The 21843-nt window shown below is 59.3% G+C and carries 19 protein-coding genes and 2 pseudogenes; 12 read left to right on the top strand and 9 right to left on the bottom strand.

Going from position 1 to position 21843, the window contains the following annotated elements; translation table 11 throughout:
* Positions 1-51 precede the first annotated feature (51 nt).
* From BJF91_RS21000 to BJF91_RS20980, 5 genes are all read right to left on the bottom strand, one after another.
* Positions 52-1050 (bottom strand): ABC transporter permease, encoded by a 999-nt coding sequence (locus BJF91_RS21000; protein ID WP_075616504.1) that lies wholly within the window; start codon positions 1048-1050, stop codon positions 52-54.
* 21 nt (positions 1051-1071) lie between these two features.
* Positions 1072-2049: an ABC transporter permease gene (locus tag BJF91_RS20995; RefSeq protein WP_075616503.1), complete on the bottom strand. Its 978-nt coding sequence runs from the start codon at positions 2047-2049 to the stop codon at positions 1072-1074.
* Positions 2046-3554 (bottom strand): sugar ABC transporter ATP-binding protein, encoded by a 1509-nt coding sequence (locus tag BJF91_RS20990; protein ID WP_075616502.1) that lies wholly within the window; start codon positions 3552-3554, stop codon positions 2046-2048. Before BJF91_RS20990 ends, BJF91_RS20995 begins: the two co-directional genes overlap by 4 nt.
* 72 nt (positions 3555-3626) lie before the next feature.
* Positions 3627-4664, bottom strand: coding sequence for a sugar ABC transporter substrate-binding protein (locus BJF91_RS20985; protein WP_075616501.1), 1038 nt, complete (start codon positions 4662-4664; stop codon positions 3627-3629).
* Positions 4665-4703: 39 nt separating this feature from the next.
* On the bottom strand, positions 4704-5816 hold the full coding sequence (locus BJF91_RS20980; protein WP_075616500.1) for an iron-containing alcohol dehydrogenase: 1113 nt from the start codon (positions 5814-5816) through the stop codon (positions 4704-4706).
* 287 nt (positions 5817-6103) lie between these two features.
* Here BJF91_RS20980 and BJF91_RS20975 point away from each other — a divergent pair, with 287 nt between their 5' ends.
* The 5 genes from BJF91_RS20975 (at position 6104) to BJF91_RS20955 (ending at position 11988) form a co-directional block, all read left to right on the top strand.
* Positions 6104-6793: a GntR family transcriptional regulator gene (locus BJF91_RS20975; RefSeq protein ID WP_075616499.1), complete on the top strand. Its 690-nt coding sequence runs from the start codon at positions 6104-6106 to the stop codon at positions 6791-6793.
* Positions 6790-8322: a UxaA family hydrolase gene (locus tag BJF91_RS20970; RefSeq protein WP_075616498.1), complete on the top strand. Its 1533-nt coding sequence runs from the start codon at positions 6790-6792 to the stop codon at positions 8320-8322. The genes BJF91_RS20975 and BJF91_RS20970 overlap by 4 nt, the downstream gene beginning before the upstream one ends.
* A gap of 45 nt (positions 8323-8367) precedes the next feature.
* On the top strand, positions 8368-9948 hold the full coding sequence (locus tag BJF91_RS20965; RefSeq protein ID WP_075616497.1) for a GMC family oxidoreductase: 1581 nt from the start codon (positions 8368-8370) through the stop codon (positions 9946-9948).
* A 28-nt stretch (positions 9949-9976) separates the two neighbouring features.
* The gene (locus tag BJF91_RS20960) at positions 9977-10774 is read left to right on the top strand and encodes an SDR family NAD(P)-dependent oxidoreductase (RefSeq protein ID WP_075616496.1); all 798 of its coding nucleotides are present in this window, start codon (positions 9977-9979) and stop codon (positions 10772-10774) included.
* A 92-nt stretch (positions 10775-10866) separates the two neighbouring features.
* On the top strand, positions 10867-11988 hold the full coding sequence (locus tag BJF91_RS20955; RefSeq protein ID WP_075616495.1) for a glycerol dehydrogenase: 1122 nt from the start codon (positions 10867-10869) through the stop codon (positions 11986-11988).
* A 425-nt stretch (positions 11989-12413) separates the two neighbouring features.
* Here the strand turns inward: BJF91_RS20955 and BJF91_RS20950 are convergent, their stop codons facing one another.
* Positions 12414-13142 (bottom strand): SDR family NAD(P)-dependent oxidoreductase, encoded by a 729-nt coding sequence (locus BJF91_RS20950; RefSeq protein WP_075616579.1) that lies wholly within the window; start codon positions 13140-13142, stop codon positions 12414-12416.
* Positions 13143-13236: 94 nt separating this feature from the next.
* Between BJF91_RS20950 and BJF91_RS20945 the strand changes: the two genes are divergently transcribed.
* Positions 13237-13659 carry a winged helix-turn-helix transcriptional regulator gene (locus BJF91_RS20945; protein WP_075616494.1) on the top strand — a complete coding sequence of 141 codons (423 nt, stop codon included), beginning with the start codon at positions 13237-13239 and terminating at the stop codon, positions 13657-13659.
* 538 nt (positions 13660-14197) lie between these two features.
* Here BJF91_RS20945 and BJF91_RS20940 read toward each other — a convergent pair.
* A complete protein-coding gene (locus tag BJF91_RS20940) occupies positions 14198-15253 on the bottom strand; it encodes an aldo/keto reductase (RefSeq protein WP_075616493.1) in 1056 nt (351 codons plus the stop codon).
* A 95-nt stretch (positions 15254-15348) separates the two neighbouring features.
* On the opposite strand from BJF91_RS20940, the gene BJF91_RS20935 reads away from it, so the two are divergent.
* The 4 genes and pseudogenes from BJF91_RS20935 to BJF91_RS20920 all read left to right on the top strand — a co-directional run.
* A complete protein-coding gene (locus BJF91_RS20935; protein ID WP_075616492.1) occupies positions 15349-15897 on the top strand; it encodes a TetR/AcrR family transcriptional regulator in 549 nt (182 codons plus the stop codon).
* 181 nt (positions 15898-16078) lie between these two features.
* Positions 16079-16585, top strand: coding sequence for a MarR family winged helix-turn-helix transcriptional regulator (locus BJF91_RS20930; RefSeq protein WP_234801690.1), 507 nt, complete (start codon positions 16079-16081; stop codon positions 16583-16585).
* Positions 16586-16633: 48 nt separating this feature from the next.
* Positions 16634-18352 (top strand): FAD-dependent monooxygenase, encoded by a 1719-nt coding sequence (locus tag BJF91_RS20925; RefSeq protein ID WP_075616490.1) that lies wholly within the window; start codon positions 16634-16636, stop codon positions 18350-18352.
* A 33-nt stretch (positions 18353-18385) separates the two neighbouring features.
* A pseudogene (locus BJF91_RS20920) lies at positions 18386-18640 on the top strand (IS6 family transposase); the annotation flags it as partial.
* An 88-nt stretch (positions 18641-18728) separates the two neighbouring features.
* Here the strand turns inward: BJF91_RS20920 and BJF91_RS20915 are convergent.
* Positions 18729-19181, bottom strand: a complete 453-nt coding sequence (locus BJF91_RS20915; protein ID WP_075616489.1) for a nuclear transport factor 2 family protein — start codon at positions 19179-19181, stop codon at positions 18729-18731.
* Between the two features lie 145 nt (positions 19182-19326).
* Here BJF91_RS20915 and BJF91_RS20910 point away from each other — a divergent pair, with 145 nt between their 5' ends.
* Positions 19327-19923, top strand: coding sequence for a TetR/AcrR family transcriptional regulator (locus BJF91_RS20910; protein WP_075616488.1), 597 nt, complete (start codon positions 19327-19329; stop codon positions 19921-19923).
* A 48-nt stretch (positions 19924-19971) separates the two neighbouring features.
* On the opposite strand, the pseudogene BJF91_RS20905 reads toward BJF91_RS20910, so the two are convergent.
* Positions 19972-20256 (bottom strand): annotated as a pseudogene (locus BJF91_RS20905) (TetR/AcrR family transcriptional regulator); the annotation flags it as partial.
* Positions 20257-20783: 527 nt separating this feature from the next.
* On the opposite strand from BJF91_RS20905, the gene BJF91_RS20895 reads away from it, so the two are divergent.
* Positions 20784-21566, top strand: coding sequence for a TIM barrel protein (locus BJF91_RS20895; protein WP_075616486.1), 783 nt, complete (start codon positions 20784-20786; stop codon positions 21564-21566).
* Positions 21567-21843: the final 277 nt, after the last annotated feature.

Raw genomic sequence — 21843 nt, 5'->3', positions numbered from 1 at the left:
TATCCTCGTCATTCTCTTGTTTTGTCTTTCGCGATTTCGGACGCCAGTTGCTTAGATATGCGCCCGGGTCTTGCGTCGTGCCCAGACAACGACGGCCACGCCGCAAAGCAGCAGCGCGCCGCGGACGATTTGCCGTTGCGCATCCGTCCAGCCGAGCAGGGCGGCGCCGCTGAGCAGCGCTGCCAGAAGCACGACTGCTGTCAGCGTGCCGATCACGTTGGGTTTGCCGAATTTTAGAGCCATGCCGCCCAGCAGCACGGAGGTCAGCCCGTCAATGAAATAGGAACTGCCGATGTAGGGCTGACCGGACGAAAGATCCGCCGTCAGCAGGATGCCCGCGATGGAAGACACGACGCCTGACAGGATATAGAGCATCAGCAGCAGGCGATTGACCGGTACGCCCGCCTCGACCACGGCGGCGCGGTTCTGCTCCAGGGCATAGAGATAGTGGCCAAAGGTCAGCCGCTCCTGCACAAACCAGGCGCCGGCATAGAGTAGCGCCACGATGACAGTCAAAAGCGGGACCACGCCAAAATTGACGTGAAGCAGCGCGCCGACAAAGCCGGTCGAAGGCAGCGAGATCGAGGTGCCGAGGCCGATCGCTGCCGCAACAGATCCCGCCAGCCCACCTGTTGCGATGGTGATGACCAGTGCCGGAAGCCGGAAGATCGCCACCAGCAAGCCATTGACCAGCCCGAAGATCACGCCGACCGCAAGCCCTGCCAGACAGGCCAGCGCCCAGCCATGGCCAGACGCAACGAGTGCAGCGACAACCATATTGGCAAGGGCGGCAACCGACATGAAACTCACGTCGATTTCACCAGCGGCGATAATCCAGGTGAGACCGAGAAACATCAGCGCGGCGATGCTGGCCGAGCGCAGCATGTCATTGATATTGCCGGCGCTGCCGAAGCTTGGACGCAGCCAGGCGAATACCAGGATGACAAGCACCAGCAGTAGGAAGAGCCCGTAGCGCAGGAAAAAGCTCTTGAGGTCCGCTGTCCATCTGGCCGATGCGCTGTCCGTGGTGCTCATGGGAAAATCCGTCATGGTCTCATGCCCTCCTTTTCCTCAGCGTGCCGGCTTGCGGGTGAAGAGCCCGCCGACCAGTGTAGTGAGTTTCGGGTCGAATATGCCGATCGCCAGGATCAGCACGGTGCTGACGATGGCATCGCTGTAGTAATAGGGTATCGCCAGCAGGGTGAAGCCGTTGAGCATGGCTGACATCAGCAGCGTTCCGGCCAGCGTAGCCGGGATCGAGGGCGCGCCGAACAGGGCAGCGCCCAGATAGACGGCAGCAAAGGCCGGCATCATCAACTGGTTGCCTGCCGTGACATTGGCCGCCCCCGAGGAAGCCACCAGAAGGGTGATGGCAAGACAGGCGAGCGCGCCGCAGAGGCCGAAGGCTGTCAGCACATAGGCTTTGACGCGGATGCCGGAAAACAATGCCGAGCGGCGGTTTTCGCCGGTCGCATAAAAAGCCCGGCCAAAGCGGGTGCAATGGAGGACGATGAACGCGACGATGGCGGCGCCAAGCAGGATGACGACAGGCATGTCGAGCGACAGGAATTTGGAATCGTTCAGGTCGAGAATGCCCGACATGAAGAAGTTTTCCGAAAGTGACGTACCGTTGCTGTAAAAATAGGACAGACCGACCGCGACGCCGCCGGTCGCGATCGTGGTTACGATATCGGGCAGGCGCAAATAGGAGATCACGCTGCCATTGATCAACCCGGCCAGCAACCCGATGCCGATGCCGCCCGCCACGCTTTCCGCAAGGCTGTAGTCGTTGGCGAGCAGCCAGCCCAGCGTCATGGCGCCGAGTGACGCCACGCCCGGAAACGACAGGTCGAAATGCCTGACGACAATGACGAAGGTCAGGCCGATGGCGGTCAAGCCGTTGACTGACATGTGGCGCAGCAGCGCATGCAGGTTGTTTTCGCTGAGATAGGCGGGCGCGAATGATTGGAAGACGGCCGCGATCACACCCAGGAGCAGAACGAAGGCGAGAAGCCGCAAGGTCAGCGGCGAGGATTTGAGCGCTATCATGCGCGTGCTCCCATGATGCCTGCCGAGAGAAGCTGGTCGCGGCTCGGCCGCTGGTCCGGCACGGTGACGGGGCGACCTTTGTAGAGCGCGATCATCCGGTCGGCGACGCCATGCACCTCATCGCAATCCGAGGAGATGACAAGCACGCCGGCATGAGCCGAAAGCTCGCGCATCAGCGCGTAGAGCGTGGCGCGTGCGCCGATGTCGACACCGACGGTGGGCTCAACGAAGATGTAGATGTCGGCATCGCGATAGAGACCCTTGGCGATGACGATCTTCTGCTGGTTCCCGCCCGAAAACGCACTGACCGGCCGGTCGAGCGTCATCGGATGCAGCGCCACGCGCTTAGCGAGTTCGGCAGATGTCTTGCGACTAGAGGTGAACCGAAACAGCCCGCCAAGCACAGACGCTTTACCGAGATGGGCGAGCGTCATATTGAAGATCACGTCGCGCGACAGGGTTAAACCTTCGGTGCGGCGGTCGCCGGGCACCAGAAATATCCCCTTGCGCAAGGCATCATGCGGACCTCTCAGCGTGACCGGCTTGCCCTTCAGGGTGATCGTGCCGGCTTCCGGGCGGATGACGCCGAACAGCGCTTTGGACAACTCGTCTGCGCCGGAGCCGACAAGCCCGAAAATGCCGACAATTTCGCCACGCCGCAGGGTGAAGCTGACATCCGAAAACAGGCCGGGCCGGTCGAGCCCTCTGACTTCGAGAAGCGCTTCCCCTGCGGCGTTCTTCGCCTTGGGGGGGAAGATGTCGCCGGGCTTTTCATCCAGCATCAGTTCGGGAATGGAAACCTGGCTTGCCCGCGCCTCGCGACAGCTCAGCGTCGTCACGCGCTTGCCGGCGCGAAACACCGTGAAGCGGTCGCCGATTTCGAAGACCTCTTCCAGCCGGTGAGTGATGTAGATGATCGCGATGCCTGCCGCCTTCAACTGCCGCATCAGCGCAAACAGCGAGGTCTTCTCGCGCTCGGTTAGCGTCGAGGTCGGCTCGTCGAGGATCAGAATGCGGATATGTTCGCGGCTCAGCGCATGCAGGATGGCGACGATTTCGCGGTCCACGGCCGGCATTTCGCCGACGCGCTGCTCGAGATCGATTTCGATCGGGAAGCGTTTCAGCAGCTGTTCCGCCTGGCGCTTCAGCGCCTTGCGGTCCACCCGCCGGCCGAGGCCTGCTTGTTTGGCTTCCTGGCCGAGAAAGATGTTTTCCACGCCGGTGAAATCATCGACCAGTTCAGGGTGCTGCTGCACGGAGGCAATGCCGCAGGCGATTGCCGCTGCCGGCGATCCAAGCTCAACGGTCTTGCCCGCGATTGTGACGGTGCCGGCATCCTTGGAATAGACGCCCGAGAGGATCTTGATCAGCGTCGACTTGCCGGCACCGTTGATGCCGAGCAAAGCGTGGATTTCACCTGCGTCCAGGGAAAAATCCACATTGTCCAGCGCCTTGACGACGCCGAACTGCTTTTCAATTCCCTTCATGTCGAGAATGGCTGCCATTGTCAGCACAGATCCTTTCCGGCTTCATCTTGAACGGCAGGCCGCTAAGCGCGGCCCGCCGTCACCTATGGCTCAAAGAGCCCTGGCCCAGCCCAGCTTGATTGCTTCGCCCGGCTGATCGTAGTTGTCGGGGAGATCCTTGAGGTTCTTCAGGCTGTCCTGCGTCACGGCATAGGACGGCGTGATGACAAAGCGCGGCGCCTTACGGCCAGCCACGACCTCATGGGCGTAGAAGGCGTTCATGTAGGCCATCTCGTAGAAGCTCTGCGCCATGGTCATCGCGAATGGCGAGCCAGCCTTGATGTATTCGAAGGACTGACGGCCGCCGTCGATGCCTGTGATGAACACCTTCTTGCCCGACGCACGTATGGCGAGCGTGCCTTCCGAGGCAGCGCCATCCCAGGCGCACCAGATGGCCTCGAGATCGGGATTGGCGGTGAGGATATTGTCCACCACCTGGCGTGGGGTCGTGGTGCCGCCGAGCGCAAAGGCGATTTCCGAGGCGATCTTGATGTCCGGGAAGCGGGCGAAGACAGATTTGGCGCCGAGCGTGCGCTGGTCCCAGGATTCGTTCGACGGCAGGCTGACGAGTGCCACTTGGCCCTTACCGTTCAACCGCTTGACGATGTATTCGGCCCCGGCCGCGCCAAGGCCGAAATTGTTCGACATGGCGGTGGATGTCACCGTCGTGTTCGGCACATAGCTGTCGCCGCAGAAGATCGGGATGCCCGATGCCACCGCAGCCTGCACGGCCGGCGAGATTGCGGCGGCATCGGCGGGTGTGATGAAGATCGCGGCCGGTTTTGACGCAACAAAAGCGGCGATCTGGTCGGCCTGCTTCTTGATGTCGTAATTGGCGTCGGCAATGGTCAGCGTGCCGCCGAGCTTCGATACTGCATCCTTGTAACCGTTGACGATATGGCGACCGGATTCCCACACCGTCCAGCCAAGCGACGCGCAGAATTTCAGGTCTTCGGCACCGGCGGCCCGTGGCTTGCTGAGCGCTGCCGCGACTGTAATCGCCGCACCGGCGCTTAAAACCCCGCGCCGGGTGAGCTTCAGGTCGCCCATGAAGCGGGCGCGCTCTTTGGTTTCCTCAAATTCAGACATAGGTTCTCCTCCCTCTGGATTATGTCGTTGCCTGTAACGTCAGGCCGACTCCTTCAGCAGCGCCAGATAGTCTTCGCGGCTGGCGAGCCGTGGATTGGTTGCGTGGCAATGGTCTTTCAGCGCTTCACCGGACACCTTCTCCATCATCGCGTCGGTGACGCCCATGGCTGTGAGCCCCTGGGGCATGCCGATATCCGTGTTGAGCTTGGCCATGACCTCATCAGGCGCGCCGCCGAGAATGTCGGCCATCACATCCCATTTGCCGCCGATCACCGAACGGTTGAAGCGCAGCACGGCAGGCATCAGCACCGCGTTCAGAGTGCCATGATGCAGGTTGAGTTCGCGGATCGCGCCAAGCGGATGGGTCAGGGCATGAACAGCGCCCAAGCCCTTCTGGAAAGCCATCGCGCCTTCCAGCGCGGTCATCATCATGTCCCAGCGCGCCTGGTGGTCCTGGCCATTGGCCACGGCCTTGCGAATAGCCGGGAAGCCGCGCTTCAGCCCGTCGAGAGCGATCGCATCGGCCGGCGGATTGACGGTGGGACCCATATAGGTTTCGAGACAGTGCGACAGCGCATCCATGCCGGTGGCGGCCGTCAGGAAGGGCGGCAGGCCATAGGTGAGTTCTGGATCGCAAAGTGCGATCGACGGCAGCATATAGCCGCTGAGAATGCCGAGTTTGCGGCCATCAGCGGTGATAATCACGGCGGCGCGGCCGACTTCCGAGCCGGTCCCTGATGTCGTGGGAACGGCGATCATCGGGCAGATCTTGCCGTGGATCTTGGCGGCACCGCCGGAGACCGCCGTATATTGCGCGAGCGGCGCGGCATGCCCGGTCAGGAGCCGCACAGCTTTGGCAAGATCGAGGGACGAGCCGCCGCCCAATCCGACAATTCCATCACATCGCTCTGCCGAGTAGAGCCGATAGGCCTCCATGACTGCTTCTTCGGTCGGATTGGCCGGCGTGCCGTCGAACACGATCGGTGGCACGGGGAAGAGATTCAGCACCTTGGCGACGAGGCCGGTCGACACCAGACCCTTGTCGGTGGCGATCAAGGGATTTCTCACCCCAAGCTCGGCCAGAAGGGCGGGAAGCTTCGAGATCGAGCCTGAGTCGAATTCAATTCGGGTGAGATAATTGATGGTTGCCATGGTCGCCTGCGCTCATCTGTTTGCATCCCGTCGGCCCACAGACGCCGCCAGAATTGGCGTTGCAGCGGACCCGCTGTCCTCAGGGATGTCATGCTTTTCGAGATCTTTCAGGGTGGGCTAGCCTCCTCGCCACCCCGACCCTTCCTCCTGTTCGTAGTCGCGAAAAATTTTCCTTGCGCCACAAACTAATATATGAGTTATATAAATGCAGATCCAAAAGAAGCTGTCAACAGGGTTACCTAAACTTCTTATTGATCATTTAAAATGCTGATTTACATGGGTTCCAGATGAGCGCGGAAAAAACAAAACCGATTCCAAAGGCCGAACAGATATATTGGTTGTTGCGGCAGGCAATCGTACACCTAGAGATGGAGCCGGGTGCCGTGATCTCGGAAAAAGACCTTTGTGCCGAGTTGGGCGTATCTCGGACCCCGGTCAGGGAAGCACTGCAGCGATTGGCAGATGAAGGGCTTGTCGACATCTTTCCGCATTCGGGCACCTATGTGAGCCGCATCTCTTTTACGGTGGCGGAAGAGGGCTTTGTCATTCGCCGCGCGCTGGAAATCGAAAGCGTGCGAAAAGCCGTTGCCAATGTCAGCGATGCGGATGTTGCACGCCTGAAAGTGCTGATCGGCGACATGCAGGCCATTCTGGATAACAACCAGCTCGACAGCTATCTCGATTGTGACGACGCCTTTCACAGCGCGATCGCCGGCATCAGCGGCTATCCGCGCATCTGGAAATTCATCACCCTTGCCAAGGTGCATCTCGACCGGATGCGCCAGCTCAGCGCGCCTGTGCCTGGCCATCTGGTCGTGGTCACCGAACAGCACGACACGATTGTTCGGGCGCTGGCCAACCGCAACGCCGATCAGGCGGAACTTGCCATGCGCATCCATCTGGACACGTCCTTCGCCGTTATGGCGCGGATGTACGAAGACCAGCGCGGGCTCTTCGAAAGAAAGGACGCCCCATGACACTCTATTCAGCGTCGTCACCGCTTTTGCGCTTGAACGCGCGCGACAATGTCGCAGTGGCACGTCTGACGCTCGAGCCGGTGACCCTGCCGGAACTTGGCGGAGCGGCTTTGACCGGGCGCATTACCCAGGGCCACAAGGTTGCTATTTCCGCACTGAAGGCGGGGGATGCCGTGATCAAATACGGCCAGATCATCGGCTTTGCCACCGGCGACATAGCCGTCGGCGACCATGTTCATACGCACAACATGGCCATGCGCGACGTGGAACTCGCCCATGAATTCTGCGTGGATGCGCATGAGCCGATCTTTGTCGCGGAACCAGTGCGGTTCATGGGCTTCGAGCGCGCCAATGGCGAGGCGGGGACCCGGAACTATATCGCCGTCGTCTCCTCGGTGAACTGTTCGGCGACTGTCGCGAAGGCCGTGGCGCAGCACTACGCCGCGCCGGGACGGCTTGAGGATTATCCCAATGTCGACGGTGTCATCGCACTGACACATGCCGGCGGCTGCGCCATCAACACGGCGGCGGAAGGCTATCGCTATCTGACGCGCACGCTTGCCGGCTACGCCACCCATGCCAATGTCGGCGGCGTCGTGATGATCGGTCTGGGCTGTGAAACCAACCAGATTCCAGCGCTGCTTTCCGCGCATGGTTTGAAAGAGGGCGAGCGCTTCCACACGCTCACCATCCAGGCGACCGGTGGCACGCGCAAATCCATCGAAGCCTCGATTGCCGCGATCGATGCCATGCTGCCTTCAGTCAACGCACTCACGCGCACGCCGCAGCCGGTGTCCAAGCTGAAGCTTGCGCTGGAATGCGGCGGGTCGGATGGCTATTCCGGCATTTCCGCCAATCCGGCACTGGGCTATGCCGCCGATCTCCTGGTCAGCCATGGCGGGACGGCCTGTCTTGCCGAAACGCCTGAGATCTACGGCGCCGAACATCTGCTGACGCGGCGCGCGAAAAGCCCCGCCGTTGCGGAAAAACTGCTGCAGCGGATTGAATGGTGGCGCGATTATGCCGAGCGCGGCCAGGCAGAGCTGAACAATAACCCGTCCCATGGCAACAAGGCGGGCGGTCTCACCACTATTCTTGAGAAGTCGCTGGGGGCTGTTGCCAAGGGCGGCACGACGCGGCTCAATGCCGTCTATGAATATGCCGAACGCATCACCGAAAGCGGCTTCGTCTTCATGGACACCCCCGGCTATGACCCGATTGCGGTGACCGGCCAGGTCGCAGGCGGCTGCAACGTCATATGCTTTACAACCGGACGCGGTTCCGTCTCGGGCTTCAAGCCGGCACCGTCGCTGAAGCTTGCCACCAACACGCCGATGTATGCGCGGATGCAGGAGGACATGGACCTCAACTGCGGCACCATCGTCACCGGTGACGAGACGGTGGAAGAGGTAGGCAACCGGATATTCGAGGCGATCGTTGCGACGGCCTCGGGCGAGCGGACGCTCAGCGAAATCTACAATTACGGCGACAACGAATTCGTGCCCTGGCAGGTGGGCGCCATCATGTGACGAGCGGGCTTCGAGGAAAAGAACGTTCACGCACGGGAGAGAGACATGAGCGACTTGAAGACATTTTACGACGTGATCATCGTGGGTGCCGGCGTTGGCGGTGGTGCGCTTGCCAACCGGCTGGCCGAGACCGGCCGCAATATCCTGATGATCGAGCGCGGGCCGCGCCTGCCCAGGGAAGATGATAACTGGAATGTCGATGCGGTCTTCCACAAGAAGAAATACGCCACCAAGGAAGAATGGCGCGACAAAGACGGCGAACTCTTCAATCCCAGCACCTACTACTATGTCGGCGGCAACAGCAAATTTTTCGGGGCAGCCACCCTACGTTTCCGCCGCGAGGATTTCGAGGATTTGCAGCACGAGGATGGTGTTGCCCCTGCCTGGCCGGTTTCCTATGACGAATTCGAACCCTACTATGCTGTCGCCGAAAGGCTGATGGGCACCCATGGCACTGCGGGCATGGACCCGACGGAGCCACCGCGCTCCGGTCCCATGCCTTATCCGGCCATCGGTCACGAGCCGGAAATCGCCTTCTTCGAAAAGAAGCTGAAGGAGAAGGGCCTGCATCCTTTCCCGCTGCCGATCGCCATCGACTATCATCAGGGCGGCAGCTGTATCCGCTGTCGCACCTGCGATGGCTTTGCCTGCAAGCTGGGTGCCAAGGGCGATGCGGAAGTGCGTCTGGTCAACCCGGCGCTTGCCAAATCCATGGGTAAGATCGAACTGATTACCGAGACTTTTGTGCACCGGCTGCTGACCGATTCGACCGGCAAGCGCGTTACCGGCGTTGAACTGACCCACAAGGGCCAGAAGCAGGTGATTGAGGCCGACCTGTTTGTGTCCAGCGCTGGCGCAATCAACTCGGCAGCGCTGTTGCTGCGTTCCGCCAACGATGCGCACAAGCGGGGCCTCGGCAACAACATGTCCGACCAGCTGGGCCGCAATTACATGGCCCATAACAATACAGCGATGATGGCGATATCGCCGTTCAAGAAAAACCGCGTGGTCTTTCAGAAGTCGATGGCGATCAATGATTTCTACCTCGCCAATAACGAAAAGCCCTATCCGCTCGGCAATGTGCAAGGGCTCGGCAAATTGCAGGGCGGCATGCTGACAGCGAGTGCCACCTGGGCGCCGGAATGGCTGATGTCGACCTTTGCCGATCGCAGTGTCGACTGGTGGCTGATGTCGGAAGACCTGCCCGATCCGAACAATCGCGTCACCGTCGACCCCGACGGCCGCATCCGCCTAAGCTACACCGCCAACAACCTGAAATCTCACAATGAGCTGGTCAAAGTCTGGTCGCGCATCATGCGCTCGCTTGGCTACCCGCTGATCATCACCAACAAGATGGATATCAAGGTGTCGATGCATCAATGCGGCACCGCCCGCTTTGGCACGGCGCCGGAAAGCTCCGTGCTCGATCCGCATTGCAAGGTCTGGGATGTCGACAATCTCTATGTCGTCGACGCGTCTTTCCTGCCGTCCTCGACCGCAGTGAACCCGTCATTGACCATCGTTGCCCAGGCGCAGCGCACCGCCGAACACATTCTCGCCCGCTGGGGTGAGCCGGTGAATGCGCTGCCCCTTGCTACGCCGCAGACATCGCCGACGGCGGCTTGAATATTTCCAAAATTAGGGAGGAAACAATATGTCAAACACGGCTAAGGATTACCGCCGCCTATTCGATCTGACTGGTCGCAAGGCGATCGTCACGGGCGGATCGCGCGGCATAGGCAAGGCGCTGGCAGAGGCGCTCGCTGCCCATGGTGCCGACGTCGCCATCATCGTGCGCTCGACGCTGGATCGCGCAGAAGAGGTCGCCAATTCCATCAAGGCCCAGGGCCGCGACAGCTTCGCGCTTCAGGCCGATGTCTCCGACGAGGCTGATGTGGAGCGGATGACGCAAGGTGTAATCGACCGCTTCGGGCGTATCGACATTCTCATCAACAATGCCGGCATCGTGCTACCCGCACCGGCGGAGGATTGCAGCCTTGACCAGTGGCGCCAGACCATGGCCGTCAATCTCGACGGTGTGTTCCTCGTCTCGAAGCATGTCGGACGGCGGATGATTGCGCAAAAGAGCGGGTCGATCATCAATATCGGCTCCATGTCGGGCCGGATCGTCAACTGGCCCTTCCGCCACGCCGCCTATAACGTGTCGAAGGCGGGTGTGCATATGCTGACCAAGGCGCTCGCCACCGAATGGGCAGAGCACAATATCCGCGTCAATGCGCTGGCGCCTGGCTATATCCGCACCGAACTGACCGATGAGGTGCTGCGCGAGCACCCTGATGTCGTCGCCAATTATTGGGAAAAGGGTGCTGTGCAGAACCGTATCGGCACGGTCGAGGAACTGGCCGGGTCGGTCGTCTATCTCGCGAGCGATGCCGGCTCGTTCACGACGGGCGAGGTGATCACCGTCGATGGCGGCCTGACGCTGCGTTAACTTGTTGTTTGCGCGTCGAATTGTTTCCGAAAACCGGTCCCCACCTTTCGGTCCGACGCGCTGATCTGCCATAAATCAAAAGGAACAAGACCATGACCGCAAGAGGATATGGCGGGCCGCTTCGCTACGTGCAGGGCCCTGGCGTCATCGATGACATCGGGCTTTACATCGCACCGCTTTCAAAATCGGCGCTGATCGTGATCGACGGCTTCTTCTGGGAAACGCTGCGCCCTAAGGTGGAAGCCAATCTCACGGTGCAGGGCGTCAAAAGCCATTTTGTAAAGTTTTCCGGTGAATCCTCCGACAACGAGGTGAACCGAACGATAGCCGAGGGTAAGGCCACCGGGGCAGGGGTGGTGATCGGCATCGGCGGCGGCAAGGCGCTCGATACGGCAAAGATTTCCGCGCTACATCTCGGCGCGCGGACGGCAACCGTTCCAACCATAGCATCGACCGATTCCCCTACAAGTTCGCTCGGTGTGATCTATAGCGAAGACGGGGTCTATGATCGCGTTATCCGTTGCGGGCGCAACCCCGATGTCGTTCTGGTCGACAGCGCCCTGATCATCAAGGCGCCTGTCCGCTTCCTGGTGTCTGGTATGGGCGATGCGCTCTCGACCTGGTATGAGGCGCGGTCGAATTTTGAAAGCCGCTCCAACAACTATATCGGCGATGGCTATGTCACCACGGCAGCCGGGGAAGCAATCGCGCGGCGCTGCCATGACGTGCTGATGCGGGACGGTCGAGCGGCCTATGCTGCGGCCCGCGATGGCAAGCTGACGCAGGCGGTGGAAAACATCATCGAGGCCAATACGCTGCTAAGCGGTCTGGGCTTTGAAAACTGCGGCGTATCCGGAGCGCACGGTATTCACGACGCTCTGACGGTACTGGAGCCGACGCATCATTTCTTCCACGGCGAAAAGGTTGCATTCGGCATCATCGGCCTTCTTGTTCTGGAAAACCGTCCACTGACGGAAATCCATGAGGCGATCGATTTCTGCCAGGATATCGGCCTACCCACCACCCTCACCGATCTTGGACTGGAGAACGTCACAGCGGAAGAACTGCTGAAGGTAGGCGAAATCGCGCTCGATCCGAAGAGCGTTATCCATTCCGTGCCTGTAAAGCTAACCCCTCAACTGGTTGCCGACTGCATCTGGACTGCCAGTTCGCTGGCGGCGGATCGGAAACGTCGCCCAGGTTATCCAGGATAATTTCTGGCAGAACAGTCTGATTCAATGACCTCACGGTTAATGCGATAATGGAGCGGCCTATTGGCCGTTCCATCTTCCTGCTTAAATAGCTCATGAACCATCCATCAATTTATTCCTGTTTCGGTGGTTGCTCGGGATCGGCTCAACGCCATTCGTCTAAGGGATGATCCGCAGAAGTCGTAGCTTGAGCTGCCGCTCTCATCGGTCCGATGAGGTTTACTAAGCATCGCAATTTTGCAGGGATATTTCGGCGACCTAGGTAATACAGAGAGCGGCGTAGATATTCACCAATGAGAGGTGAGAGAACCATCCGCGAAGCTCCGAGGGACGTCTGGATGCGCAGCGTTCCGGTCGGCTCCCTTTGGTACCATGCGGTTTAAGTCGTCTGGCACAGGCGTGTTCCCTGAGCCAATCGACGGTGAACATCAGACTTGGGCCATTCCTCCATCGACAGCCAGCTCCGCACCTGTCGTAAAGCTGCTCTCGTCGCTTGCGAGGAAGAGAGCTGCTGCCGCCACCTCTTCAGGTCGACCCATGCGTCCCAGAGGGATCATGCTGGATAAAGCATCCCGAACCTCCTGTGAGGCGCTTGCCATCATCGCTGTATCGGTTGGTCCTGGGCTGACAACGTTGACGCGAATGCCTCTGGGGGCAAGTTCGCTGGCCCATGTGCGGGCAAACGAACGGACTGCTGCCTTCGTCGCACCATATACGCCGTATCCCTTTGTGCCTATGTCGCCGGCAATGGAGCCGATGAGCACAATCGTTCCGCCGGACGACATGAGGTCGATCGCGCCCTGTGCGGCGAAGACGAGGGATCGGACGTTCAGGCCGAATGTCCGGTCGAAATGGTCGTCCGAAATTTCTTTAAGGGGCGCATGTTCGGATAGACCCGCGTTTACGACAAGTACATCGATGCGGCCTTGTTCCGATCTGATCTGCTCCAAGACGCGATGAAGATCGGCCTTTTCGCTGGCGTCCGCCTGAATGATCCGGATGCTGCCCAAGCCCCCTGTTTCGGACGCGCGCTCCCCACCTTTCCGGCTGGTCGAGTAGACCTGCGCGCCTTCGCTGGCGAACCTCTTGGAAATAGCTCCGCCGATGCCACCGACGCCGCCGATCACGAGGGCGACCTTGTTTGCCAATTTGCTCATGTTCACTCCTTCAATAATGATGGAGATAGATATATCCTCTATACCTACGGTCAATAACGCACTATAAGTAAAGCAGATATCGAGGAGTATACCCATGCCCGTATTGGATGAAGCTCTGTCAGCGAAAGCCAATTCATCACGCCGGCCCAAGGCCGTCTCCACCGAGGCACTGCTGGACGTGGAGAAGGCCCGGCCAGTGCTGGAGCAGATTGCCAATAAATGGTCGGTGCTGATCCTGACAGTCCTGTGCTCCAGGCCATCCAGGTTCAACGAGATCATGCGGCGCCTTGATGGGATCACGCACAAGGCTCTTTCCGACGCCTTGAAGCGCCTGGAGCGCAATGGGCTCATCCGCCGCGAAGTGCTGACCACAACGACACCTGTTGGTGTCGAATATACCATTACCCCGCTCGGCCGCTCCCTCCAGCAACCGTTCGAGGCGCTATATGCATGGTCGATGACCTACGGTCCCGAGCTTGAGGCCGCGCAACAGGAATACGATCGCGTTCGCGACTAACGCGCTGGCACCCGGCGCCGTTCTACGGCTAGCCCGACACCCTGAACGACCAGCTTGCCAGACAGGACCGCACCCCAGACGGCACCGCCGACATTTTCGAAATAGATATCGATTCAGTTCGGGCAGGCCGCTGCTAACTGGCATGAAATGTCTGGCCTCCCGGCAATTCCTACAACGCGTGTCCCCTGGATCGGCGATCTGGCTGTCGACAGAGCCAACCGCTCCGCGAGCCGTGGCGACGACTACAGTCTCACCAGGCGTCGGGTGACCGATGTTGTGCAGGCTGGCATAGGCCATGAAGCCGCTGTCACTCCAACGAACACCACCAAAGTCATTATCTAGGTGAACGGCTGTTCGACTCCACTCAATAGCCTCACGGAAGATCGCTTGAGATGAGCCGCGACCTATCGTCCTGCCCGGACCTTGCCCAAATTGGTCGTCGTGGCTACAGATCGGCGCAAGATGACCTATTCCAAATCATAGAGGAGGTGGAACTCGCCCGATAACGCCGCCAGTTGCACGAGCGCTGTTTTGAATTTTAGGCGATGGGCTCCGCGGGAACATCGATTTTATCGAACTTCCCGCCCGTTATGAGGTCCTTGATGCGAGGGTCGTCAAGCACTGTGTAGGGATAGCCCCGCGGTACTGCGCTGACATCGTCGAGACGCGTCACTTGTTCTGCCGATAAAACCACCTTCGCTGCTGCCAGATTTGATTCAAGTTGCGCAAATGTGCGTGGCCCGATGATCGGCAGCGAGCCCTTGCCGGCAACCCAGGCAATCGCTATCTCGCCGGGTGTCACGCCAGCCTCCTCGGCGACCGCGATCAAGGTGTCGATGATCGCAGTCCGCTGCTGCGAGTTTTCAGGCTGGAAACCTGCGCCAGCCCAGGCTTCGTCGCGCCTATTATCAAATTTGCCTGAACGGTATTTGCCTGTCAGCACACCGCCACCCAGTGGAGAATACGCCACAACCCCAAGACCGAGGGCTTTGCTGGCCGGGATTAGATCCTGTTCTGTCGTCCTCTGGACGAGGCTGTGTTCGACCTGAATGCCAGCGATGGGGACAGCTCCCCTGAGCTCGGCAATTGTCGCGGCACGCGCCACGCGCCAGGCCGGGAAATTCGATAGGCCCGCATAGAGTATCTTACCCGCCCTGACGAGATCGTCGAAACCGCGGACGATTTCCTCAAGTGGGGTCACGCCATCCGAAACGTGTGCCCAGTACAGGTCGATCCGATCTGTTTTCAGTCGTTTCAGGCTCGCGTCAACAGAAAGAACCATTGCCTGTCGGCTATTTCCTGTGACGAGCAGGCCAGAATCCGCAGTCGTCTTCACGGCAAATTTCGTCGACAAAACAAACTCGTCGCGACGGCCGGCGAGCAGGTCGCCAAGAACCATTTCCGATTGTCCCTCTTGATAGCCGTTTGCCGAGTCGAGGAAATTGCCGCCCGCTTCTGCGTATGTATCTAAAATCTGTCGAGCTTCTTCGGGTTGAGCACCATGCCCTCCCCAAGCTGTGCCAAAGTTAGCGGTTCCGAGAACGAGTTCGGAAACCCGAAGCCCCGTGTGCTTGCCAAACAGTTTGTAGCGCAATTGATCATTCCTTGTTGTGCTTGATAGGGCGATTGCATAGACTGTACCAGTGGTACATATAAAAGTACCACTGGTCCGTTTGTCAAGGATGATCGATGCGCGCTGACGCAAAAGAAAACTATCACCACCTGCTTGTCGCCGCTCGTGACGTGATCACGCAGCAAGGGGCGGGTGCTTCTTTGCGTGATATTGCGCGAAGAGCCGAGGTGAGCCACGTCACACTGTTGCGACATTTTCCGACGCGTGAGGCGTTGCTCGATGCCTTGCTGCGAAAGAGCCTGGAAGAGCTAACGGCAAAAGCAGGCTCGTTGGAACTTTCGTCCTCGCCAGGGGAAGCATTGTTGATCTGGCTCCGCGATGCTGTCGGGTTTGTGCAGGTCTACAGCGGCGTGGTGACGATTATGGCGGCAGCCCTCGCAGACCCTCAATCCGCACTGCACACTTCGTGCGATGAATTACGCAAGGCAGGTGAGCGGCTTCTAAAACGCGCTCAAGCCCAAGGAGTGGCGCGCAGCGACATGGAAGGAAGCGACTTGTTCGCACTAATCGGCGCGCTCGGTTGGATGAACGATCAAGCTCCCTTCAAGCCGCGAGCGGAATACCTGTTCGAGGTTGTTTCCAACGCAATCATGGTGCGCCAATAAACGGCCCGCTAGCGCCGGCCACAGGGGTCGCGCGACATCTTCGGGAGCAGGGCGTTGCCATTGTTTGCTCGTTGGAGCAGACGTTTAATGTCAGACTGACCGCCAAGGGCGTTGGTCCCGCTGGAATATGTGAATGCAGTAGAGGTTTTCGGAACTAAACTCTAAACTAGGCATTGACAGCATGTTGTCGAAAGGACGTCAGGCTGTCATGATCACTGAAGACGCTCAAAAGAATGTTCGCGAACTCGTGCTCGCCGTGTTCGAGACGAATGGCCGCCTTGTGGATGCGGGCAATACGCTAGTCCGACCCTTGGGGTTGACCACCGCCTGGTGGCAGGTTCTGGGCGCTCTCGGTTATTCGCCGGTGCCGCTGCCCGTGGCTCACATCGCCCGCAATATGGGGCTGACCCGCCAGGCAGTGCAGCGGGTGAGCGACCTTCTCGTCGAGCAGGGCTTCGTCACGTTTGAGCCCAACCCCCATCATCGGCGTGCCAAGCTCGTTGTTTTAACCCCCGCCGGGCGCGACGTGCTGACTCGCGCCGAAGCCGCCTCGCGTCCCCTTGATGCACGAATTCTCGACCGGATTGGCCGCGAACGTCTCGCGGTCGCCATGGAGGTTTTGCGCCACCTCAACGAGGTCATTGATGAGACACTCGCGACAACACCGGTGCCAACCCACCCCGATTAGGCCATTCCGCTTAAGGCTTTCCAAGCCCGTAAAGAAAAGGGAATACCCATGACCAATGCAACCGTGCATGACGGTTTCGATACGGATGTCATCATCATCGGGGCCGGCCCGATCGGCCTCACCACGGCCTGTGCGCTGGCGCATCACGGCATCAAATTCCGCCTGTTCGAGCAGCGACGGCATCCGAAGCCGCACTCGCGTGCCAACAATCTCTGGGCTCGGCCGCAAGAGCTTCTGGCCAGCATCGGCATCCGCGATGCGATCGCAAAGAACGCCTATAGCATCACCCAGATCAACACGCTTCTGAACGGGCGTCCGGTCGATCCGGTCGCCATCGCCGATGTGCCAAGCCGTTACGGACCAGTTCTCTACAGCGGGCAGGACGTGATCGAGAAAACGCTGTCCGAGCAGATCGAGGCCAAAGGTGGCCGCGTGGAGCGGGGGATCAAGGCGCTTTCCTTCGAGCAAGATACCGCTGGTGTCACGGTGACGATCGGAACCGTCGGAGACGATGATGGTCATCACGTGCAGGGGCCGACTGAGCAGCTACGGTGCCGATACCTGATCGGTGCCGACGGCCATGGCGGCACCGTGCGCAAGGCGCTGGGCCTCGATTTCGAGTTAAAGAAACTGCCGCACGTGATCAATCGGCAGCTTGATGCCAAGCTCAGCTGGCGTCGATCGCTCGATTTCGATCACCTGTGGTTCTTCTATTATCGTCATGGCTTCTGTGGCGTGCTTCCAGTCTGGAAGGGGTATCATCGTCTGTTCTTCCTCTCTGATGATACCGGCATCCCCGATCGTGATCCGACGCTGGAGGAGATGCAGGCGATCGCGCGGGAGGTGACGGAAGACGAGACGCTGACCATCACGGACCCGATCTGGATCACACACAGCCGCTTCCAGCATGGCGCCGCGGACCATTATGCCGCGGGACGGGTATATTTGGTTGGCGACGCCGGTCACGAGTCCCTGCCTGCCGGTGGGCAAGGCATGAATTCCGGCTTCCACGACGCCGTCGGCATTGCCTGGCGATTGGCCATGGCCCTGAACAGGAGCGGTACGTCCCTTGTGCTGGATTCTTACGACCCGGAGCGCGGCAGCGAGCATCGTGCACTGGATGGTCGCCAGGTGCGCGGCTTCGAAAACAGCGTGTATCGTGGCGTCCTCAAGGATGCCGCCATCGATCTTACCGCCCGTTTCGTGCCGAGCATCGGCGCATACATCCAGGGCACGGCCGATCTTCAGCAATTGTCTGTCGCCTATCCGGACAGTCCACTGAACGAGGATCATCTCACCGGCCTCGCCGATCTCGTCGGGAAACACGCGCCGAAGGCGGGTGAGCGCGCGCCGGATGCCAAGGTCATTGCGCCGGATGGACGCTCGGCGACCTTGTTCCAGTATCTCTACAATCCCGATGGTCACAGCTGGGGCTGGACGCTTCTCGCCTTCGACGGGCGCGATAAAGCTGCGATCGCGGCACTCGACGCCGCCTGCGCCGCAGTGCGCGGCTGGCAATTCGTGCGTCCTAGGCTGGTTCTCGCCGCGGCGTTCGCCTCCGCCAGCGATCTTATCACCCTGTCGGACCTGGATCACGAAGCGCACGCAGCCTATGGCCTTCAGGCGGCAGCGTTGATCCTCGTGCGTCCCGACGGCCATATCGCCTATCGGGGAGCCGCGGACCATCCGGAAAAGCTACGGTCCTATTGCGAGAAGATCTTCGGGCCAGCGGCGAAGTCAGGCGATGCACAGGTATCGTCAATGTAACGGAATCTGGAATTTGATATGCGGATGACGGCCGTGAAAGACCGTGATCCGCTCTATCGCCACCATCACTTACCTGCTGAAGTCATTGCCCATGCGCCTTGGCTGTATTTCCAGTTTCCTCTCAGCCTGTGGATGGTCGAGGGCCTGCTGGCTGCCCGTGAGATCATCGTCTCCCATCAGACAATCCAGCAGTGGGCGGAAAAATTCGGCCGCACCTTCACCAAAGAGATCCGCCGTCGATCATCCGGTCCGCTCGGAGATAAATGGTACCTCGATGAGGTTGTTGTTTAAATCCGCGGCAAGAAGCAATGGCGGTTTTGCTCTGTTGATCGTGTTGAAGGGCAGACGGTCAGCGGCCGCGTCACTTCCTCTCAAATCAGATATCGCCGGGACGCGTCATGCCAACTGTCTGCCATAAGAAGCGCTCTTCGTGCGTGCTGCCGAAGTCAGGATCGACGTAGATATGAAGACGCTTTATTTTGAGACCGTCGAATTGAAAAACATTACAGTAGCGGCCCTCGGAGCGTCCTTCGACCGGCCACGGCGTGCCATTGGCGCTAATCCCGCCTTCGAAGCCTTCGACCACCACATGATCTCCCGAGACGAGAATATTCATGCGATCGAAGTCGTGCTCGATTTTGCGGAGTGAGCTCATCATTCCCTGGACAGCGCGCCCGACGTCGGCCTTGCCATATCCCACCCCGAACTTCGGAAAATAAATTTGGATGTCATCGGTCAGAAGGTCCATTATCGATGGATCGCCAGCGTCCACCTTGCGGAAGTAGTCTATTGCCACGGCGATGCGCTGCTGATTTCGGTCTTCGGTCATTGTCTGTCTCTTTCTGGTTTTCCGGCGCAAGCGTGCACGCAGCTGCCGCTGGATACTTTACCGATCGTTATAGTAACGAGCGGTAGATTATCTAGACATGTGTCGTCAAGCGTTTTATAACGAACGGTACAGAAAGAGGTGGGCGATGGGGCGAACTCGTGAATTTGATGTGGACGTCGCTTTGGAAGCGGCCATGACCATGTTTTGGAAGAAAGGTTATGAGGGTACCTCCTTCGATGATCTCACGCGCGCGACCGGCGTTGCGCGCCCAAGCCTTTATGCGACGTTCGGGAACAAAGAGAGCTTTTTTCGAAAAGCACTCGAACGATATGAAGCCAAGCACATGGCGTTCATGACGGACGCGCTTGACGAGCCCAAAGTTCAAGATGTTGTTCGCATCATCCTAGAGGACGCGCTGGACATTCATACGTTTGGCGGTGAAAGCCGCGGATGCCTTGGGATAAACGGCGCCCTGGCGTGCTCTGATGATGCGGAAGCCGTCCGCCAAGCCCTGATTGATCGACGGACACAATCCGAAGCCGCATTGCGAGGGAGATTTGAGCGGGCAAAAGATGAGGGTGAACTCAGCGCCTCAGCGGATTGTGGCGCCCTGGCGAAATATGTCATGATGGTGACGCAAGGGATGGCCGTTCAAGCCAAGGCAGGTGTCTCGAAAGACCTGCTTCGGCCGGTAGTGGATCATATTATTTCTACGTGGTCGCGACCACTCAGTGGGTCTTAATCCGGCGTGTCTTTGTCTGGCTTGATGCAGAAGCGTTCCTTATAAAGGCTAGGCAAGAAATCCTTCAGCCAAGAGACGAAAGGCCTCAATGGCCTTTGGTAGGACAACTTCCGGCTTATCGCTAGCCGCAACCCACAAAGCCGCATTTAGCGCCGCGCCGTTCATTAACCGGGCAGCTGCTTCAGGATCAACGTCTTTCATAACCCCATCGGAGACGAGTTGCTCGATAGTGCGTTTGGTGGCTTGTAAACAACTGCTCTGGCTCGGCCATTGCGAGGGATCACCAAGAACGGCCGGCCCATCCAGCAGCACGATGCGCTGGATCTCCGGATCGCGGTCCCGCCCGGCCTTCGGCGAACGACCCAAAGGCGACCGAGAACGAGTACAGTGCGATGGCGGTGCGTTTCGCTCAGGCGCATGGATCTTTCGCGAGATCTCGCGTGGCTCGTGGTCGGAAGTGCAGGCTACAATGGGAGACCCATGGGAGCCAAGGCACGATCGTCTTCTGCCAGGAGAACATGAACGAATTGTGGATACACAGGCCCGGGGAGGCGGGCTTGGTCCGCTATGTTACTGGCCCCGATCAACCCGATTTTTTGGTCTTCTGCCCCGCACCCGGGCACAATTCCGGATTCAATGAGCAGATGATCATAAAGGCCCAGGATCTCCTGATGGCGATAGCTGGCGCACCGAACACCGGGCCGGATTTCGCTTAAGGACTGGGGATCGAACACGTGATCAATGCGATGGCCAAATCGAATAGCGATCGCATGCTGCTCGCCCAGACGATATAACTGGGGGCCGCAATTGCCTCAGACGTCCCCACATTCATTTACATAGAATTGAACAGGAGAATTGACATGCAACAGCCATTCGTTCTCGCTGCCTGCGCCGAAATGATCTGGCGGGATCGCCCGATCGAGTGGCGGGCTGCGTGTCTTGCTGAAATGGGATTTCAGGTGGGGCTTTGGAATTGGCCGGATCATGATGTGAACGCCTTGGAGAGATCGGGTGCCACTTTTTCGATCATGAATGGCTACCTGACTGGAAGACTGGCCGATGACGAGGGAGCGGATGAACTGCTGCGGTCCGCACGAGAGACGGCGCAGGTCGGCAAACACCTTGGCGTGGCGAGGCTGAATCTGCATGGGACTGGTCTCGGTCCCGGTGGCCTACCTGCTCGACCGGCGGAGATCGTGACTGGCGCCATGTGGCTCAAGGCCCGAGACACGCTTTGCCGGATTGTGGAGCTCGCAGAAGAAGAAAATGTCGTCTTCACACTGGAGAACCTCAATCTTTCAGTCGACCATCCGGGTACGCCATTCGGCCGGGCCGCCGACACTCTGGCTCTGGTATCTTCGGTCAATCATCCACGTCTGAGGCTGAACCTCGACCTTTACCACGTGCAGATTGGCGAAGGTAATCTCATCGAGACCTGCCGGGCATGTTTGCCCTGGATTGGCGAGGTGCAGGTTGCTGACGTGCCAGGACGCTGTGAGCCAGGGACCGGAGAGATCAACTACCATGCGATTGCTCGGGCTCTTTTCGAGATGGGCTATCGTGGGCCAGTCGGGATGGAAGCCTTCGCGAAAGGTGATCCGGCAGTCGCACTTGAAGCGTTTCGAGCGGCATTCACGGTATGACGAGCAGAAACTGGACGAGCGAGCATGTTATGACATGCTAGGGCCGGCGTATTTGCGCGCACCGAAATGTTCAGGCCGGCAGGTTTGCGCTTCCATCCCAGTCATAGATCTCGTTTTTGCCGCCGCCCGAAAGCGGACACGGCTACGCTTGCGCACTCGTCTCATAGGCGCTTTCGATCCAGTAATAGTGCTGTGCTCTGCCGTGATGGTGTCGCGAGAGGTTGACGCCATCCGGCATCCGCGACCGGTGGTGAGTGTTTTGGGACCAGGAAAGCCT

Origin of the sequence: Gillisella taibaishanensis (assembly GCF_001938985.1) — a bacterium.
In the GTDB taxonomy this organism is placed as follows: Bacteria; Pseudomonadota; Alphaproteobacteria; order Rhizobiales; family Rhizobiaceae; genus Allorhizobium; species Allorhizobium taibaishanense.
The sequence above is the reverse complement of the archived record's forward strand: the minus strand, read 5'-3'. Positions and strand labels throughout refer to the sequence as shown.

Coding starts and splice junctions, on each gene's coding strand:
- BJF91_RS20945 (WP_075616494.1), top strand. CDS start 13,237: ATGCCCGTATTGGATGAAGCTCTGTCAGCGAAAGCCAATTCATCACGC.
- BJF91_RS20975 (WP_075616499.1), top strand. CDS start 6,104: ATGAGCGCGGAAAAAACAAAACCGATTCCAAAGGCCGAACAGATATAT.
- BJF91_RS20960 (WP_075616496.1), top strand. CDS start 9,977: ATGTCAAACACGGCTAAGGATTACCGCCGCCTATTCGATCTGACTGGT.
- BJF91_RS20985 (WP_075616501.1), bottom strand. CDS start 4,664: ATGTCTGAATTTGAGGAAACCAAAGAGCGCGCCCGCTTCATGGGCGAC.
- BJF91_RS20925 (WP_075616490.1), top strand. CDS start 16,634: ATGACCAATGCAACCGTGCATGACGGTTTCGATACGGATGTCATCATC.
- BJF91_RS21000 (WP_075616504.1), bottom strand. CDS start 1,050: ATGACGGATTTTCCCATGAGCACCACGGACAGCGCATCGGCCAGATGG.
- BJF91_RS20895 (WP_075616486.1), top strand. CDS start 20,784: ATGCAACAGCCATTCGTTCTCGCTGCCTGCGCCGAAATGATCTGGCGG.
- BJF91_RS20970 (WP_075616498.1), top strand. CDS start 6,790: ATGACACTCTATTCAGCGTCGTCACCGCTTTTGCGCTTGAACGCGCGC.
- BJF91_RS20910 (WP_075616488.1), top strand. CDS start 19,327: ATGGGGCGAACTCGTGAATTTGATGTGGACGTCGCTTTGGAAGCGGCC.
- BJF91_RS20915 (WP_075616489.1), bottom strand. CDS start 19,181: ATGACCGAAGACCGAAATCAGCAGCGCATCGCCGTGGCAATAGACTAC.
- BJF91_RS20995 (WP_075616503.1), bottom strand. CDS start 2,049: ATGATAGCGCTCAAATCCTCGCCGCTGACCTTGCGGCTTCTCGCCTTC.
- BJF91_RS20955 (WP_075616495.1), top strand. CDS start 10,867: ATGACCGCAAGAGGATATGGCGGGCCGCTTCGCTACGTGCAGGGCCCT.
- BJF91_RS20965 (WP_075616497.1), top strand. CDS start 8,368: ATGAGCGACTTGAAGACATTTTACGACGTGATCATCGTGGGTGCCGGC.
- BJF91_RS20980 (WP_075616500.1), bottom strand. CDS start 5,816: ATGGCAACCATCAATTATCTCACCCGAATTGAATTCGACTCAGGCTCG.
- BJF91_RS20930 (WP_234801690.1), top strand. CDS start 16,079: ATGTTGTCGAAAGGACGTCAGGCTGTCATGATCACTGAAGACGCTCAA.
- BJF91_RS20990 (WP_075616502.1), bottom strand. CDS start 3,554: ATGGCAGCCATTCTCGACATGAAGGGAATTGAAAAGCAGTTCGGCGTC.
- BJF91_RS20950 (WP_075616579.1), bottom strand. CDS start 13,142: ATGAGCAAATTGGCAAACAAGGTCGCCCTCGTGATCGGCGGCGTCGGT.
- BJF91_RS20935 (WP_075616492.1), top strand. CDS start 15,349: ATGCGCGCTGACGCAAAAGAAAACTATCACCACCTGCTTGTCGCCGCT.